We start from the raw sequence: 14,995 nt of genomic DNA on the forward strand, positions 1-14,995 counted from the left end.
GACGGACCGCCGGATGCGGGTTGCCGGCCGGACGCCCGTGCCGGTTTCGCCGGGGTGCGCCCGGGTAGCCGGGCGCCCACACCACCGGCGACCCCGAGGAGACCCCATGCGTGCCCTGACCTGGCACGGCCGCCGCGAAGTCCGGGTGGACACCGTTCCCGACCCGGTCATCGAGCAGCCGGACGACGTGGTCGTCCAGATCACCAGCTCCGGCCTGTGCGGCTCCGACCTGCACCTCTACGAGGTGCTCACCCCGTTCCTGACCCCCGGCGACATCCTCGGCCACGAGCCGATGGGTGTCGTGGCGGAGGTGGGATCGGCCGTCACCGAGCTCTCGGTCGGTGACCGCGTCGTGATCCCGTTCAACGTCAGCTGCGGGCACTGCTGGATGTGCGAGCGCGGCCTGCAGTCGCAGTGCGAGACCACCCAGAACCGCGAGCAGGGGACCGGCGCCTCCCTGTTCGGCTACACCCAGCTATACGGGCAGGTGCCCGGCGGACAGGCCGAGTACCTGCGGGTGCCGTTCGGCAACTCGCTGCCCATCCGGGTCCCCGAGGGGCCGCCGGACGACCGGTTCCTGTTCCTGTCCGACGTGCTGCCGACCGCCTACCAGGCCGTGCAGTACGCCGCGACGCCCGCCGACGGGACGCTGGTGGTGCTGGGGCTCGGGCCGATCGGCGACATGTGCACCCGGATCGCCGCGCACCTGGGGGTCCGGCGGGTGGTCGGCGTGGACGTCGTGCCGGAACGCCTGGCCCGGGTCGAGGCGCGCGGGGTGACCGCGCTGGACCTGGGCCACGGCGACGACGAGGTGCTCGGCGCGATCCGGTCGATGACCCGGGGCCGTGGCGCCGACGCCGTCATCGACGCGGTCGGCATGGAGGCGCACGGGTCCCCGGTCGCGGCCGCGGCCCAGAAGCTCGTGGCCGCGATGCCCTTCGGGCTGGGCCGCACGGTCATGGAGACGGCCGGTAGTGACCGGACCGCGGCGCTGGAGCTGGCGATCGGCGCAGTGCGCCGGGGCGGCACGATCTCACTGTCGGGCGTCTACGGCGGCAGCGCCACCCCGCTGCCGCTGCTCACCCTGTTCGACAAGCAGGTGCAGATGCGGATGGGCCAGGCCAACGTGTGGCGCTGGGTCCCGGACCTGCTGCCGCTGCTCGGCGACGACGACCCGCTCGGCGTCGACCACTTCGCCACCCACCGGGTCCCGCTGGAGGAGGCGGCCCAGGCCTACTCGATGTTCCAGGACAAGAGCGACGGCGCGGTGAAGGTGCTGTTCACCCCCTGAGCACGTCATGATCCTCGTCGTCCGGTGTCGAGCCCGTGCTCCAGCGGCAGCCCCCGGTCGGCGACGACGTCCTTCATCACCAGGGTCGAGGACAGCCGCTGCACGCCGGGCAGCGTGGTGAGGCGCTCGTCGTAGAGCCGCTGGAACGCGGGCAGGTCCCGGGTGATGATCCGCAGCAGGTAGTCCGGGTCGCCGAACAGCCGCTGCGCCGCGACGACCTGCTCGATGTCGTCGACGGCCGACTCGAACGCCTGCACCGTGTCCTGCACGGCCTCGTGCATGGTCACGAACACCAGCGCGTCGAACCCCAGGCCGAGCCGGTGCGCGTCGAGGTGGGCGCGGTAGCCCGCGATCGCCCCGGAGGACTCCAGGGCACGCAGCCTGCGGTGGCACGGCGACACCGACAGCCGCACCCGCTCGGCCAGCTCGGTGACGGTCAGGCGACCGTCGGCCTGCAGCTCGGCAAGAATCTTCCGGTCGATCGTGTCCACGGAGAAGAATCTTGCACCATGCCGGGTGCTCGGTGGGAACAACGGGAACACCTGTCGGCGCCTCGTGCCTAGCGTCGTGGCATGCCGATCGGAAGTGTGCTGGGGTTCTCCGGCCTGTCGTTGCTGCTGGTCCTGACGCCCGGCGCGGACTGGGCGTACATGATCCGCGCGGGGCTGCGCGGGCGGACCGTGCTGCCGTCGCTGGCGGGGCTGCTCGGCGGGCACCTGGCGCTCACCGGGCTGGTCGCGGCCGGGATCGCCGCGGTCGTCGCGCGCCGGCCGGAGGTCCTCACCGTGCTCACCGCCGTCGGCGCGGTCTACCTGCTGGTGCTCGGTGCGACGACACTGCTCCGACCGGCCGGTCCCGCCGTGGCGGCCGTCGACGGCGGGGGGTCCGGGCTCGGCGACCTGGTCCGTGGCGCCGGGGTCAGTGGGCTCAACCCGAAGGCGCTGCTGCTGTTCCTGGCGCTGCTGCCGCAGTTCACCGACCCGGCCGCGCCGGTCCCCGTCGGCGGTCAGATCCTCCTGCTCGGCCTCGTGCACGTCCTCGGCTGCGCGCTCGTCTACACCGGCGTGGGTGTCGGCGCCCGCGCCGTCCTGGCCGCCCGGCCCGCCGCGGCGCGCGTGGTGTCCCGGGTCGCGGGTGCCGCGATGGTGACCCTCGGCGCCGTGCTGCTGGCATCCCAGCTCGCGACGGTGTAATCATGTAAGCATCGATGCGGGAGGTGCGCGATGACAGGACGAGGACGCGGGCGGGGCGGCTGGCAGCAGGCCGACCTCCCCCCGGCCGACGACGCCGCGGCGTGGTTCTCCGGACGGCTGCCCGACGGGTGGTTCACCGGGGCGCCGGAGGTGACGGTCGACCGGGACGAGATCGTCGTGGTGGGGGAGCTGCCCCCGCTCGATGCCGACCACCCCGACACCGACGAGGGGCGGGCCGACGCCGCGGCCGCCGAGGCCGGGCGGATCTCGCGCTTCCGGGAGGAGACCCGGGACCGGCGGATCGAGATCGCCCGCCAGGCCGAGAGCCGCTACCGGCGCAAGGTCGCCTGGGGCGCGCGGATCGGCGGGACCCGCGAGCTGTTCACGACGATCTCGGTGCCGGTGATGACCCGGCTGCGCCAGCCCGAGCGGGCGGTGCTCGACACCCTCGTCGACGCCGGGGTGGCCCGGTCCCGGTCGGACGCGCTGGCCTGGTCGGTGCGCCTGGTCGGCCGGCACACCGACGAGTGGCTGGCCGAGCTGCGCGCGGCGATGGGGCGGGTGGAGGAGCTGCGCTCGCAGGGCCCGGAGTGAGACCGCGCTGAGACAGACGGCGGCAACCGCTCGACCGGACGTCGCGCGGGCCGGGGCCGTCCGTCGCAGCCGCGCCGCCGTCCGTCCCATATCCGGACCGGAGGCGTGTGAACGCGGCGTCGCCGGGAAAGATCCTGGTCATGTCGATCCTCGCGTTCGCACACCGGGCCCTGGCCCGCCGTGCGCGGCCGGGCCGGGCGTCGGACCTGTGCTACTCGTGCATGCGGCCGGTGCAGTTCTGCGCCTGCCCGCCCCGCACCGCCTGCTAGTTCCCGACCGGTCTCATCCGACCCGCAGCACGTCGCGCCGCGGGTCGAACTCCACTGCGCCCGCCGCGTGCAGCTCGCGCAGCCAGCCCGCCATCGGCCACCAACCCCACCGGGTGTGGAACAGCCGGGCGTTGCCGACGATCTCGGCGATCCGGGCCGGGTCGGTACGGGCCGGCGGATGGTGCTGGTGGTAGGCGTGCGCCCCGCCCACCCACACCAGGTCCAGCCCGCAGGACAGCGCGAAGTCGGTGTCCTCGCCGCCGTAGCCGGCATAGTCCTCGCAGAACCCGCCGCCGGTCCGCCACGCGTCGGCGGTGACGGCGAACGACAGCGACCAGAACAGCTCGCGACGCGGTTCGGCCACCAGGGTTCCGTCGGCCGGGGCCGGGCGCGCCGGGTGCGGATCGGTGTGCCGGTGCAGGTCCTGCTCCGGCAGCACCCCCGCCGGCAGGTAGGTGACCGGCCCGCACAGCAGCGCGTCCGGGCGCCGTGCCGCGGCGTGGCGGTAGCCGTCGACCAGGTCGTCACCGGGCAGGCAGTCGACGTCGAGGAACACCAGCAGCGTCGCCCCGTCGGCGAGCGCGGCGACCGCCCCGGCGTTGCGTGCCGCGGCCAGCGGCAACGGGCCCGGTGCGGGGACGGTCAGGACCCGGGTCGGAGGGCCCTCGCCGTCGGTCACGGGGTCCTCGCCCATCCCGACGACGACGTGGCCCACCGGCGGGCCCGCGGCGAGCACACGTCGCTGGCGGGCGAGGTGGTCGGTGCGGCCGCGCACCACGGTGACCACGGCGACCCGCGTCGCGGGCGCCCTCACGCGGCGATCCGGTCGAGGACCGCGGCCGCCCGTTCCGCGGCCCGACCGTCGGACCAGCGCGACCAGCCCGCCCCGCCGCGGGACAGCGCCTCGTCGAGCACCCCCGGCCAGTCGGCCGGGGCGGGCCAGCGGTCGCGGACCGTGGCGAGCCCCGCCGCCCGCAGCACCGCACCGGTGGCGGTCTGCTCGCCGTACGGGCGCTCGGCCGGGACGACGACCGCGGCCCGGCGCGCGGCGGCGATCTCGGCGACGACGTTCTGGCCGGCGTGGCCGACGACGACGTCGGCGTCGGCCAGCTCCGCCCACACCTCGCCCGTCCAGCCGGCGCAGGTGAGGTTCGGCGGGGCGCCGGCCAGCGCGCCGGTGAGGCCGCCGGCGACCCGCCAGGTCCAGTCCGGGGTGGCGGCGGCCGCGGCGGCGAGCGCGGCCGGGTCGGCGCCGCCGTCGCCGCTGCCGGTCAGGACCAACACCCGACGCCGGCCCGGGCTCGGGCCGGCGGTGCGGTCGTCGTAGCGGGACAGGCCGCCCAGGTGCACCGTCCGGCCGGTCAGCTCCGGGCGCCACGGCCGCGGCGGGTCCGCGGGCCACGGCGCGAGGAGCACCTCGGCCAGGTCGTAGGCGGTGCGGTGCGGCCGGTCGAGCCGCTCCCCGGGCTGCGCGACGACGGCGACCGGAACCCCGTGCAGCCGCGCCAGCAGGGCGATCTCCACGGACACGTCGGCCACGAGCAGCCGGGCCGGTCCCGCGGCGAGCAGCGCCGAGACCGCGGCGGTGCGAGCACGCAGACCGTCGTGCCGGCGCGGCACCCAGTGCAGCGTCCCGCCCGCGGTCACATCGGCGGTACCGGTACTGGCGCAGGTGTCGCTGCCGCCGGTGTCGGGGGCAGCTCGTGCCAGGCGCCGGGCCAGCCGGGCGGGGCGGGCCTGCTCCCCACCCCGACGACCGGGGTGCGGCAGTGCGCGGCGATCGCGGCGGCGCGGTGGGCGTGCCCGCTGCCGTGGTGGTGCACGTAGTAGACGATCGTGCCGCCGGTCATGCGGCGGCCAGGGCCCGGTAGATGCGCTCGTAGCCCTCGACCATCACCTCGGCCGAGCAGGTCGCCTCGGCGTGCCGGCGGGCGTCGGTGCGCGACAACAGCGACGCCGCGCGGATCGCCTCGGCCAGACCCTCGACGTCGCCGGGCTCGGCCAGCACCCCGCTGAGCGGGTCGACGATCTCGGGCAGTGCGCCCCTGGCGAACCCGGCGATCGGGGTCCCGCAGGCCAGCGCCTCGGCGACGACCAGACCGTAGGGCTCGTCCCAGCACGGCGACACGACGGCGACGGTCGCGTCCCCGACCAGGCGGGCCAGCGCGCGGTGGTCGAGATGGCCGACGTAGTCGACGCCGTCGCCGAGCAGCGGGGCGACGCAGGAGTCGAAGAACGCCCGGTCCGGGCACGGCCCGGCCAGCCGCAGCCCGGTCCCGGCCAGCCGCGCCGCGCGGATCGCCTCCACAGGGCCCTTCTCCGGCACGACCCGGCCCGACCACACCGGGACCCCGCCACCCGGCCCGTACTCCCAGGCCGCGATGTCGACGCCGTTGCGGACGACCGTCGCGCGGGCTCCGGTCGGCGCCCACGAGCGGGCGGTGTGCGCGCTGACCGCGGCGAACCGCAGCCGGCGTGGGTCGCCGAGCCGCACGGCGGACTCCATCCACGGGGTCGGCGGCGTGTGCAGCGTGGTCAGGACGGGCGCGTCGAGGGTGTCGGCCAGCGCGAGCGGCAGGTAGTGCAGCGAGTTGTTGTGCACCACGTCGAAGCGTCCGCGCTCGCGGGAGAGCGCCAGCAGCAGCTCCAGGTAGGAGTGGTGCTCGGCGAGGAACCACTCCGCCGGCATGCCGACGTCGCTGCGCGCGGCAGGCGAGATCGGCGGCAGCACCGCCATCTCCCGGACCCGCAGCCCCGGATCGGAACCGGGCGCGCCGAACACGGTCACGTCGTGACCACGACGTCGCAGCCGGGACGCGAGCCCGGCGGTGTGGGCCTCCAGCCCACCCGGGAACGGTTCACGGATCGGGTAGCGGGCCGAGGCGATGAGCGCGATCCGGGAGGTTACCGGCGGAAGGCGGACGGGGTCATGGGTCGACACGCTCCGAGGCTCGAAGGACGGAACCGTGCGAGCTGGCGGCTGAACCCGGACGTTCCACCGATCATGCGGCTCCCCGGAGCCCCCCACAACTCGACCATGGTCGCCGGGACCCGGCTACAGCCCCAGAACCTCCAGCGTGTCGGCGTGTCGGGCCAGTCCGGCGTCCACCCATCCGGGGTGCGTGGCGTACCAGGCCCGCTGCGCCGCGGCGACCTCGTCCTCGGCGACCGCCCGGCCGGAGACGCACCAGTGCGGGCGCGGCGGCACGTCCAGTCCGAGGGCGTCGACGACGTCGGCGCGCAGCGGGGCCCGGATCCCGCCCAGCAGGGTGCGTCCGGGGTCACCGACGACGCCCGGCATCCCGGCGGCGTCGAGGATCCGCCCGGCGAGCAGCGTCAGCACCTCGTTGCCGGGGTGGTTGAGGGTGTGCGCGGCCGCCGCGCCGAATCCCGCGATCGCGTCGGACACCCCGACGTCGGTGTCGCGGGCCTCCCGCCGGGCGAGCTCGGCGATCCCGCGCCGGCCCACCTCGCGCAGCGCGTCCGGCGTCGGCGGCGGACCCGCCGGGCGTCCGGCGGCGGCCGCGAGGACCCGCAGGTCGTGGTAGGGCACCCCGGGCGGGACGGCGGCCGGGTCGGACGCGTGGCGCACGATCGCCGACCACGGGTGCAGCGCGGGATGGCGGATCACCGGCCAGCGCACGACGACCGCCCCCGGCGCGAGGCCGGCGGCGATCTGGGCGGTGCCCAGGGGCAGGTCGCGGTAGTCGTCGCGGACCGGCTGGGACGCGAGCAGCCGGGTCCGGGACAGCAGCCGGCGCAGGTGCGGCAGGTCGTCGGCGGTGAGCTCGTGCACCGGCGGGATGCGGACCGGGGTGACCGGCAGGTCGGCGACGGTGGCGAGCAGCACCCGGACCGACTCGGCCTGGCAGTTGCCCCACACCAGGGCGAGCGGTCCCGGCGTCGGGGCGTCGAGGCCGTAGAGGACGCCGTAGTGGCGGCGGCGCGGATCGGTCACCCGGTCATCGTGGCCCGCGCGGTTGATCCGCGCCCGGACGGGCATCCCGGTGGATCCGAGGAGAGGAGCCGTCGCGTGCGCGTGGCATCCGTGCCCACCGCCCATCCCTACGTGGCGTCGCTGCACCACCCCGAGGTGGTCCGGCTCCCGGACCCGCCGGTCCCGGGCGCCCGTCCGGGGGTGTGGTGGCCCTCGCCCTGGCTCGACGCCGAGCACCTGCGCGCGCACGCCGGGGAGGTGGACGTGCTGCACGTCCACTTCGGCTTCGACGACCGCACCCCCGACCAGCTGCGCGCACTCGTCGCGGCGCTGGAGGAGACCGGTGTCCCGCTGGTGCTGACCGTGCACGACCTGCGCAACCCGCACCACGCCGACCCGGCGCCGCACGCCGCGGCCCTCGACGTGCTGGTGCCGGCCGCCGCCGGGCTGGTCACGCTGACCCCGGGGGCCGCCGCGCGGATCCGGGAGCGCTGGGGACGCGACGCGCTGGTGCTGGGGCACCCGGCCGTCGTCGGGCCGGACTGGCTGCGCCGCCCCCGGCCCCGCCGCGCCGACGGGTTCGTCGTGGGCCTGCACGCCAAGAGCCACCGCACCAACGCCGACCCGGTCGGGGTGGCCCGCGCGCTCGCCGCGACCGCCCCGCCCGAGGTGGCACTGCGGGTCGACGCGCACGACGACGCCCGCGGCCGCGCCGTGGCCCACGCCCTGCGCGACGAGCCCCGCCTGGAGCTGCGGGTGCACCCCCCGTTCGACGACGACGCCTTCCACGCCTACCTCCAGGAGCTCGACGTGTCGGTGCTCCCGTACCGGTGGGGGACTCATTCCGGCTGGCTGGAGGCCTGCCACGACCTCGGCACGGCCGCGCTGGTCCCCGAGGTCGGGCACTTCCACGAGCAGGCGCCCTGTTTGACCTACGCCCTCACCGAGGACGGCCCCGACCGCGCCTCGCTCGGCGCCGCCGTCGCGCTGGCCCACCGGACCCGCCCGGCCTGGCGGGCCGACCCCGACGACCGGGAGCGGCTCCGCGCCGAGGTCGCCGACGCCCACGCCCGCGAGTACCGCCGGGTCCTGGCCGGGGTGGCGCGGTGACCGTCACCGTGCGGGTCGTCGCGCCCGGCGCGTCCGGGCCCGGCGTGGTCCGGCACGCCGCTGCCGTCGCCGCCGCGGTGGCTGCCGAGGGCCTCGTCCCGGTCGGCTCCGGCCAGGCCGACCTCTCCCATGCCCAGTTCACCGACGCGCTCTGGGGCGCCGATGTCGCCGCGGCCGCCGACGCCTTCGTCGAGCAGGCGCGGGTCCTGCCCCGGCCGCTGGTCGTGACCCTGCACGACCTCCCCGGCGCCGACCCCGACCCGGCCCGCGACGCCCGCCGCTGCGCCGGGTACCGGCGTGTGGTCGCCGCCGCCGACGCGGTCGTCGTGTCCGCGAGACACGAGGCCGACAAGGCCCGCGCGCTCGGCGCGGTCGACCCGGTGACCGTGGCGCTGCCGCTGCCGGTCGTCGTGCCCGCGGAGCAGGCGCCGGGCTGGGCGGGGCTCCGCACGCTCGGCGTGCTCGGGTTCGTCTACCCCGGCAAGGGGCACGAGGCCGTCATCGACGCGGCCGCGGCGCACCCGGACCGGCCCGCGGTCGTCGCCGCGGGGGCGGTCTCCGACGGACACGACGACCTCGCCCGGTCCCTCGCCGGGCACGCCCGCTCCCGCGGGGTGGAGTGGATCCTGACCGGGCAGCTGGAACCGGCGGCGCTCGCCGCGGCTGCCGCGGCGGTCACCGTCCCGGTCGCGCCGGGCCGCACCGTCAGCGCCAGCGGTTCGCTGCTGGCGTGGCTGGCCCACGGCCGCTACCCGCTGGCGGCGGTGGGCGCCTACGCCCGCGAGGTCGCCGTCGCCGCCCCGGGCTCGGTGGCGCTCTACGACGACGAGGACCGCCGCGACGCCCTCGTCGCCGACGCCCTGACCCGGCCCACCGCCACCCGCGGCCCGGTCCCGGACTGGCCGGACGCCGGGGCCGGGCACGCCGCCCTCTACCGCGGGCTGCTCGCCCGGTGAGCGTGCCGGGCAACCGCTGGGACCTGCTGGCGCCACACACCGGGCCGCCGCCGTTGGTGGGGGTGGTGGTGTGCCACTACCGCCAGCCCGCGCAGCTGGCCCGCACCGTCGCCGCGCTGCAGGGCCAGACGCTCCCGCCGGTGTCGGTGGTCGTCGCCGACGACGGGTCGCCGGAGCCGCCGGACCCGGCCGCGCTCGCCGGACCGGTGCCGGTGCGGGTAGTGACCCAGGACGACCGCGGCTTCCGCGCCGCCGCCGCGCGCAACCGCGGTGCCGCACGGGCCGACGGCGAGATCCTGGTGTTCCTCGACGCCGACACCGTCCCCGGGCCCGGGTTCCTCGCCGCGATCACCGCACGGATCGCGGCCTGCCCGGACGTGCTCGCCGTCGGCCGTCGTCGGCACGCCGACCTGTCCGGCACCGCACCGGGCGACGATCCGGCCGCCGCACCTCAGCTGCCCGACCCGGCCTGGCTCGCCGACGGCTACCGGCGCACCCGCGACCTGCTCGACGCCTCGGGCACGGACTGGCAGCTGGTCATCAGTGCCGTGCTCGCCCTGCACCGCGGCCTGTTCGACGACCTCGGCGGCTTCGACGAGCGCTACGTCGGCTACGGCGGCGAGGACTGGGACCTGGCCTACCGGGCCTGGAACAACGGGGCACTGCTGGTCCACGAACCGGCCGCGGTGGCCTGGCACGACGGCCCCGACTGGGGTGGCCGCCCGGCGGACCACGACACGGTGGGTGGCGGCAAGGACGGTGAGCGGATCCGGATCGCCGCGCTCGTCCCCGACCCGGGCGTGCGCGGTGCACCGCTGCCCGGCGCGGTCCCCGACGTCCTCGCCACCGTCGACGCCGATGCGCGCGGGTGGGAGCTGGTGGAGATCGTCGACGCGGTGCTCAACCAGACCCACCGGGACGTGCGGGTGCGGCTGCCCGGCGGCGACCCACGGCTCGACGAGCTCTACCGCGGTGTCGCCGACCCCGGCCCGTGGAGCCCCGACCGGCTCCGCCGCGCCCGGGCCCGGCTGCACGTCCACGCGCCGCTCCCGCCCGACGTGCTGGCCCGCGCGATGGACCTGCTCACCGGCCACGACCTCGGCCGCGTCGAGATCGCCGGACCCGACCGACGGACCCTCGCCGCACTCGTCTCCACCCGGGCGGCGGGCCGGGCCCGGCGCGGGCGGGTCGACGACGCCGTCGCCCAGCACCGGGAGGGTGTCGCCACCCTGCTGCCCCGGAACGTTGCCCGGGCTGCCGCCAGGGATGCCGTTCGGGTTGCCGTAGCCCTACGGAGGCCCGACCGCCCCGCAGGGCCCTAGCCTCGCCGGCATGACCGCACCAGCTGCCTCCCCGGTCCGCGGGGCCCGCCGCGCGATGATCGTCGCGGTGGTCGCCTCGCTGCTCGTCGCCTCGCTCTGCGGGATCGTCGCCCTGCTCGGCGGCGGCTTCGGTGACCTGCAGGCGCGGATCGTCGCCACCACCCTGATCGTCGCCGCGTTCGGCACCTCGGCGCTCTGCCATCTCGCCGTCGTCACCCGTGCCGTGCGGCTCCTCGGGTTCGCCGGCCTGGCGGCGAGCGTCGTCGCCGCGGGAGCGGCCCTGGGGCTGGTCTGGAGCGGCGACGAACTCTTCGAGGACGACGGCGACGGCTCGGTGCTGAAGACCCTGCTGGTGGCGACGATCGTCGCGATCAGCCTCGCGCACGCGAACCTGCTCCTGCTGCTCGCCGAGCGACGGCGGACCGTGATCCGCACGGGCCTGGTGCTGACCCTGGCCGCGATCGCCGTCGTCGCGACGATGCTGGCGCTGCCGGTGATCACCGACGGCGCGGTCGGCGGCGGCGAGTGGTACTGGCGCTGGTTCGGTGTCGCCGGGATCGTCGACGCGCTCGGCACCATCGCACTGCCGGTGCTGGCCCTGGTCCTGCGCGGCCGAGGGGAGCACGGGCCCGCCTCCACCGGAACCACCTCCACCGGGACCGCCTCCTCTGGGACCACCTCCTCTGGGGCCACTGCCGAGGACGACGGCACCGGCACCCCGGGCGCTGCGCCGGAGGTGGCACCGGACGCGGCACCGGTCCGGATCGTGCTCGACCTGCCGGCCGACCTGGTCGCCCGGCTCGACGCCGCCGCGGACGGAGCGCCGAGGGACGCCGCGGCGCTGCGCGTCCTGCGGAACGCACTCGTCGGGGGCTGACCCGCCCGGGTCCTGGCCGTTGGCGCTGTCCGTTGCCGGATCCAGGGCGGTCGGCGGAGCCGGGGACGCGACCGGTGCGGGTCAGGCCCGGGTGTCGCCGCCACGGTCGCCGCCACGGTCGCCGCCACGGTCGCCGTCGCGGTCGCCGCCGCGGTCGTGGCCACTGGCACGGTCGCGGTCGTCGGCCCGGTCGAGCCGTGCCCGCCGCTCCTGCTCCCGGCGGCTGTACGCGGCCTGACGGACCGCGCCGTCGTCGGCGAACCCGGAACCCAGCGCCCCGGCGACGGTCCCCATGGACGTCGACAGCCAGGCGATCATGATCCAGTCGTCCGGCCCGGACTCGCGCATGAGTTTCGAGGAGAGGTAGTCCGGCGGGATCACGAGGAACGCCGCCACCAGCGCGAGCACGAACAGCAGGGCGAACATCGCGAGCACCCCGCAGGCCACCGTGATCACCGTGGACAGGTTCGACAGCAGCATCTCCTCGCGCAGTGAGCGGTGTCGCCGCGACTCCCAGAGCCGGTTGTCGAGGATCAGCCACGCGGTCATCCCGACCAGGGCGATCAGCATGACCGTCACCTGCCGGGCGGTCCCGAGCGCCGTCGCCAGCTCCCAGATGTTGGAGTAGAAGATCCCGAACGCGGCCCCGGCCGCCGCCGCGGCGATGGCGGGGGACAGGCTCGGCACCAGCCGCCACGGACGGTTCGCGCGGACCAGCCCGGCCAGCAGCCGGACCCGGCCGCGGAGCCCGGTGAGTGCCAGCCGGACGTCGATGTCGTCCTCGACCCCGCCGCTGCCGGCGCCGGAGTCGTCCCCGTCCGCGCCTGCCTGCCCCCGGTCCTGGTCCCGGCCCCGGCGGTCGTCGTCGGACCTGGCTCCCGACCCCGGGTCGATCCGGGTCAGGGGGCCCGCATGGCCGGCGTCCGGCGCTCCTGCCTCTCCGGCGTGCGCGGGGTCGGCGGGCATCAGGTGCCCGGTCACGAGACGGACCACCGTGTCGCGGCACCGCCGGTACTGGTTGATCGCGCCCAGTGCGGGAAGCGACACCAGGCCCACCCGGTGCCCGGTCCCGCCGTCGGCCACGACCGGGTCCGCCCCGGAGCGGCGCGGCAGGTCGGTGAGCAGCACGACGGCGTCGGCACCGTCCCGCTCGCGCACCCGGTCGCCGATGTCGAGAGCGGGCAGCGCGCCGCGCTCGTCCAGCACGATCGGCTCGTCGGCGACGCGGACCTCCCAGCGGGCGTCGTCGTGCGCGCCGAGCGCGGCCGGCAGGTCGCGGACGAGCCGGTGGGCGAGCTCGGTCGGCAACCCGGGGTCGGCGACGAGGTCGAGCACGGTGGTGCGGGTCGCGTCGGTCACGGGGCGTGAGGCTAGTGCCCACAGACCGTGGCGGCACGACGTCGGAGGCGGGCCCGCCGGCGGGCCCGGTGGACCGCGAGCCCGTGGGCAGCGGGGCGGATGGCGGGTGAGGGTTCGGCCGGGTGTCGGACTGTCGGTGCGGCCGTGCGGTCGCACGTTGTGCGGCCGTGTGGCGGACCGATATGGGTGGCGGTGGCAGGAGCGTGCCGGAGCCCGGGGACGGGCCAGCCGCTCAGGAGACCCGCGCAGGAGACCAGGGACGCCTGCCGTGGGCCGGGTGCCGTGCCGTCGCGTTCCGCGGAACGTGGGCGGCGGCACCGGCGCGTCGGGTCAGGCCGCGGCCGTCGATGCCGTATCGGGAGGCAGCAGTGCGTCCAGGATGGGGCCCGGATCGAGGCGGTCGCCGTACCAGTCGGGGGTCAGGGTGTCGCGGTCGATGCGGAGACGGGCTCGGGTGTTGATCTCCAGGAGTGTCTCGGCGCTGCCGTCGAGCGGGGCTCCGGTCGGTCGGACGACGGTGCCGTCGGGGCGGTGGACGGTCCACGTCCCACCGGGCGGGCGGAGGATCACGTAGCCGTGGTCGTGCACGAGCCGGTGGTGGAAGCTGCACAGCAGCACCAGGTTGTCGATGTCGGTGGGGCCGCCGTGCAGCCAGTGCCGGACGTGGTGGGCATGCAGGTGCCGGGTGTGCGCGCAGCCGGGGAACCGGCACCCGGGCCGACCCTCGGCAGCGCCCGCGGCGCTCAGTGCGGCGATCTGGGAGGGACCGGCGAGTCGGCGGGACCGGCCCAGGTAGAGGTGGTTCGCGTGGCGGTCGGTGAGCAGGACGCGGGCGCGCGCGTCGCAGGCGAGCCGCTCGGCCGTCGGCGCGGGGATCTCGGGTCCGCCGTCGAGGCGGGCGGAGCCGGTGGTGGCGTCGTCGACCACCGTGACCCGCGTCCCGGGGCGGGACACGACCGGCCCGCCCTCGTCGTCACCCTCACGCGTGACGAGGTCCAGCAGGGCGTCGGCGCGCCGCGCGGCCAGGGTGTCGACGACGGCGCCCGGGGCGTGCTCGGCGGCCTCGCGGGCCCGTTCGTGAGGGCCGACCCGCGGATCGGGCTCGGTTGACGGTGCCGCGGTCGAGGGGGCGACGGCGACGACGTGTGCCTCGATCGCAGCGACCAGGGCCGCGCCGTCGTCGGGGGTGAGGCGGGCGCGCAGGACGAGCGAGCCGTCGCTGTCGTGGTACCAGCTCACACCACGCAGGGCTGCGGTGGTCGCGGGCGGTGCGAGGCGGCGGCGCGCGGCGCGGACCACGCTCTCGACGTGGCTCGCGGTGCCGGTCAGGGCGAGGTCGAGCAGGACCTGCTCCGCGGGCGGAGGCGCGGATGCCGGCGACGGGCCGTGCGCACCGGGGACGGGTGCGCCGGTCGGGCGTCCGGGCGCGGGTGGGGTGTCGTCGGTGCCATGCACGGCCGGGTCGGTGCCGTCTGTGTGTCCGGCTGGGGACGAGGACACGAGGCCCTGGTGCGAGTCGGTCACCGGGCTGGTCCCGGGGTCGTCGCCGGCGCTGCGGGTGGTGCTGTCGTCGCCGGGTCGAGGGTCGGTGGTGGCGTCGGCGTCGAGGTGGGGCGACGCCGCTGTGGTGCAGGGGGCAGGAGTGTGCGGCATGGCGGCCGGTGTGGGAGTGGGAGTGAGGCGGGCGAGGACGGAGTCCTCGGCGCCGGCGAGGCGGGTGATCGCCCGGACCTTGGAGTAGGAGATCCGGCCGGCCGCGAACGCCTCGGTGATCCGGGGCAGCCGGGTCAGTGCGTGCGCGACGCGCAGGTGCTCGGTCGCGGTGCGCAGGCTCATCCCTGCGCGCCAGGTCAGCCAGTGGGCGCAGGACCGGACGCCGACCCCGCACCAGCCGCCGTGGTCGTCGAACTCGGCGAGCAGTCGCAGGAAGCGGCACTCGGCGGCGGCGATGTGGCCGGCGAGACCGAGGAGCTCGGACTCGAGCTCGTGCAGGTCGAGTGGCAGCGGGCCCGGGTCCGCTGCGGGGGTGATCGGCTCGGCGGACGGTTCCACGACGGCTCCTTCATCGAACGTGTGTTCGCACGAGT

15 protein-coding genes are annotated in these 14,995 nt (G+C 76.6%); 7 read left to right on the forward strand and 8 right to left on the reverse strand.

Features of this window, described 5'->3' with window-relative positions; all coding sequences use genetic code 11:
• Nucleotides 1–106: 106 nt before the first annotated feature.
• Nucleotides 107–1,291 carry an alcohol dehydrogenase catalytic domain-containing protein gene (locus Ae505Ps2_RS20970; protein WP_075306616.1) on the forward strand — a complete coding sequence of 395 codons (1,185 nt, stop codon included), beginning with the start codon at nucleotides 107–109 and terminating at the stop codon, nucleotides 1,289–1,291.
• 5 nt (nucleotides 1,292–1,296) lie between these two features.
• Here the strand turns inward: Ae505Ps2_RS20970 and Ae505Ps2_RS20975 are convergent, their stop codons facing one another.
• Nucleotides 1,297–1,782: an Lrp/AsnC family transcriptional regulator gene (locus tag Ae505Ps2_RS20975; protein ID WP_075306615.1), complete on the reverse strand. Its 486-nt coding sequence runs from the start codon at nucleotides 1,780–1,782 to the stop codon at nucleotides 1,297–1,299.
• Nucleotides 1,783–1,863: 81 nt separating this feature from the next.
• Here Ae505Ps2_RS20975 and Ae505Ps2_RS20980 point away from each other — a divergent pair, with 81 nt between their 5' ends.
• Nucleotides 1,864–2,484, forward strand: coding sequence for a LysE family transporter (locus Ae505Ps2_RS20980; protein ID WP_043276884.1), 621 nt, complete (start codon nucleotides 1,864–1,866; stop codon nucleotides 2,482–2,484).
• Between the two features lie 30 nt (nucleotides 2,485–2,514).
• Entirely contained in the window at nucleotides 2,515–3,078 is a 564-nt protein-coding gene (locus tag Ae505Ps2_RS20985) for a hypothetical protein (protein WP_075306614.1), read from the forward strand.
• A gap of 282 nt (nucleotides 3,079–3,360) precedes the next feature.
• On the opposite strand, the gene Ae505Ps2_RS20990 is transcribed toward Ae505Ps2_RS20985, so the two are convergent.
• From Ae505Ps2_RS20990 to Ae505Ps2_RS21005, 5 genes are all read right to left on the reverse strand, one after another.
• Entirely contained in the window at nucleotides 3,361–4,161 is an 801-nt protein-coding gene (locus Ae505Ps2_RS20990; RefSeq protein WP_075306613.1) for a hypothetical protein, read from the reverse strand.
• Nucleotides 4,158–4,967, reverse strand: a complete 810-nt coding sequence (locus tag Ae505Ps2_RS20995; RefSeq protein ID WP_212567656.1) for a glycosyltransferase — start codon at nucleotides 4,965–4,967, stop codon at nucleotides 4,158–4,160. The genes Ae505Ps2_RS20990 and Ae505Ps2_RS20995 overlap by 4 nt, the downstream gene beginning before the upstream one ends.
• A 23-nt stretch (nucleotides 4,968–4,990) precedes the next feature.
• Nucleotides 4,991–5,197 (reverse strand): hypothetical protein, encoded by a 207-nt coding sequence (locus Ae505Ps2_RS32735; protein ID WP_212567657.1) that lies wholly within the window; start codon nucleotides 5,195–5,197, stop codon nucleotides 4,991–4,993.
• Nucleotides 5,194–6,288 (reverse strand): glycosyltransferase, encoded by a 1,095-nt coding sequence (locus Ae505Ps2_RS21000; RefSeq protein ID WP_075306612.1) that lies wholly within the window; start codon nucleotides 6,286–6,288, stop codon nucleotides 5,194–5,196. The genes Ae505Ps2_RS32735 and Ae505Ps2_RS21000 overlap by 4 nt, the downstream gene beginning before the upstream one ends.
• Nucleotides 6,289–6,402: 114 nt before the next feature.
• A complete protein-coding gene (locus Ae505Ps2_RS21005; protein WP_139318725.1) occupies nucleotides 6,403–7,305 on the reverse strand; it encodes a WcbI family polysaccharide biosynthesis putative acetyltransferase in 903 nt (300 codons plus the stop codon).
• Nucleotides 7,306–7,380: 75 nt separating this feature from the next.
• Here Ae505Ps2_RS21005 and Ae505Ps2_RS21010 point away from each other — a divergent pair, with 75 nt between their 5' ends.
• From Ae505Ps2_RS21010 to Ae505Ps2_RS21030, 4 genes are read left to right on the forward strand one after another with little or no spacing between them, the layout of a single operon-like run.
• Nucleotides 7,381–8,394: a glycosyltransferase gene (locus Ae505Ps2_RS21010; protein ID WP_075334245.1), complete on the forward strand. Its 1,014-nt coding sequence runs from the start codon at nucleotides 7,381–7,383 to the stop codon at nucleotides 8,392–8,394.
• Nucleotides 8,391–9,350 (forward strand): hypothetical protein, encoded by a 960-nt coding sequence (locus tag Ae505Ps2_RS32105; RefSeq protein WP_075553907.1) that lies wholly within the window; start codon nucleotides 8,391–8,393, stop codon nucleotides 9,348–9,350. Before Ae505Ps2_RS21010 ends, Ae505Ps2_RS32105 begins: the two co-directional genes overlap by 4 nt.
• Nucleotides 9,347–10,672 carry a glycosyltransferase gene (locus tag Ae505Ps2_RS30540; protein ID WP_158071488.1) on the forward strand — a complete coding sequence of 442 codons (1,326 nt, stop codon included), beginning with the start codon at nucleotides 9,347–9,349 and terminating at the stop codon, nucleotides 10,670–10,672. Before Ae505Ps2_RS32105 ends, Ae505Ps2_RS30540 begins: the two co-directional genes overlap by 4 nt.
• Nucleotides 10,673–10,682: 10 nt before the next feature.
• The gene (locus tag Ae505Ps2_RS21030) at nucleotides 10,683–11,549 is read left to right on the forward strand and encodes a hypothetical protein (protein WP_139320202.1); all 867 of its coding nucleotides are present in this window, start codon (nucleotides 10,683–10,685) and stop codon (nucleotides 11,547–11,549) included.
• Nucleotides 11,550–11,630: 81 nt separating this feature from the next.
• On the opposite strand, the gene Ae505Ps2_RS21035 is transcribed toward Ae505Ps2_RS21030, so the two are convergent.
• Complete coding sequence (locus Ae505Ps2_RS21035) at nucleotides 11,631–12,908, reverse strand: hypothetical protein (protein ID WP_075553909.1); 1,278 nt, start codon at nucleotides 12,906–12,908, stop codon at nucleotides 11,631–11,633.
• A gap of 330 nt (nucleotides 12,909–13,238) precedes the next feature.
• Entirely contained in the window at nucleotides 13,239–14,960 is a 1,722-nt protein-coding gene (locus Ae505Ps2_RS21040; RefSeq protein ID WP_075553910.1) for a DUF222 domain-containing protein, read from the reverse strand.
• Nucleotides 14,961–14,995 lie beyond the last annotated feature (35 nt).

Source organism: Pseudonocardia sp. Ae505_Ps2 (assembly GCF_001932425.1).
GTDB lineage: Bacteria > Actinomycetota > Actinomycetes > Mycobacteriales > Pseudonocardiaceae > Pseudonocardia.

Excerpts from the sequence above, each read along its gene's own strand:
- Ae505Ps2_RS20970 (WP_075306616.1), top strand. The coding sequence starts at position 107 with ATGCGTGCCCTGACCTGGCACGGCCGCCGCGAAGTCCGGGTGGACACC.
- Ae505Ps2_RS20980 (WP_043276884.1), top strand. The coding sequence starts at position 1,864 with ATGCCGATCGGAAGTGTGCTGGGGTTCTCCGGCCTGTCGTTGCTGCTG.
- Ae505Ps2_RS20985 (WP_075306614.1), top strand. The coding sequence starts at position 2,515 with ATGACAGGACGAGGACGCGGGCGGGGCGGCTGGCAGCAGGCCGACCTC.
- Ae505Ps2_RS32735 (WP_212567657.1), bottom strand. The coding sequence starts at position 5,197 with ATGACCGGCGGCACGATCGTCTACTACGTGCACCACCACGGCAGCGGG.
- Ae505Ps2_RS21030 (WP_139320202.1), top strand. The coding sequence starts at position 10,683 with ATGACCGCACCAGCTGCCTCCCCGGTCCGCGGGGCCCGCCGCGCGATG.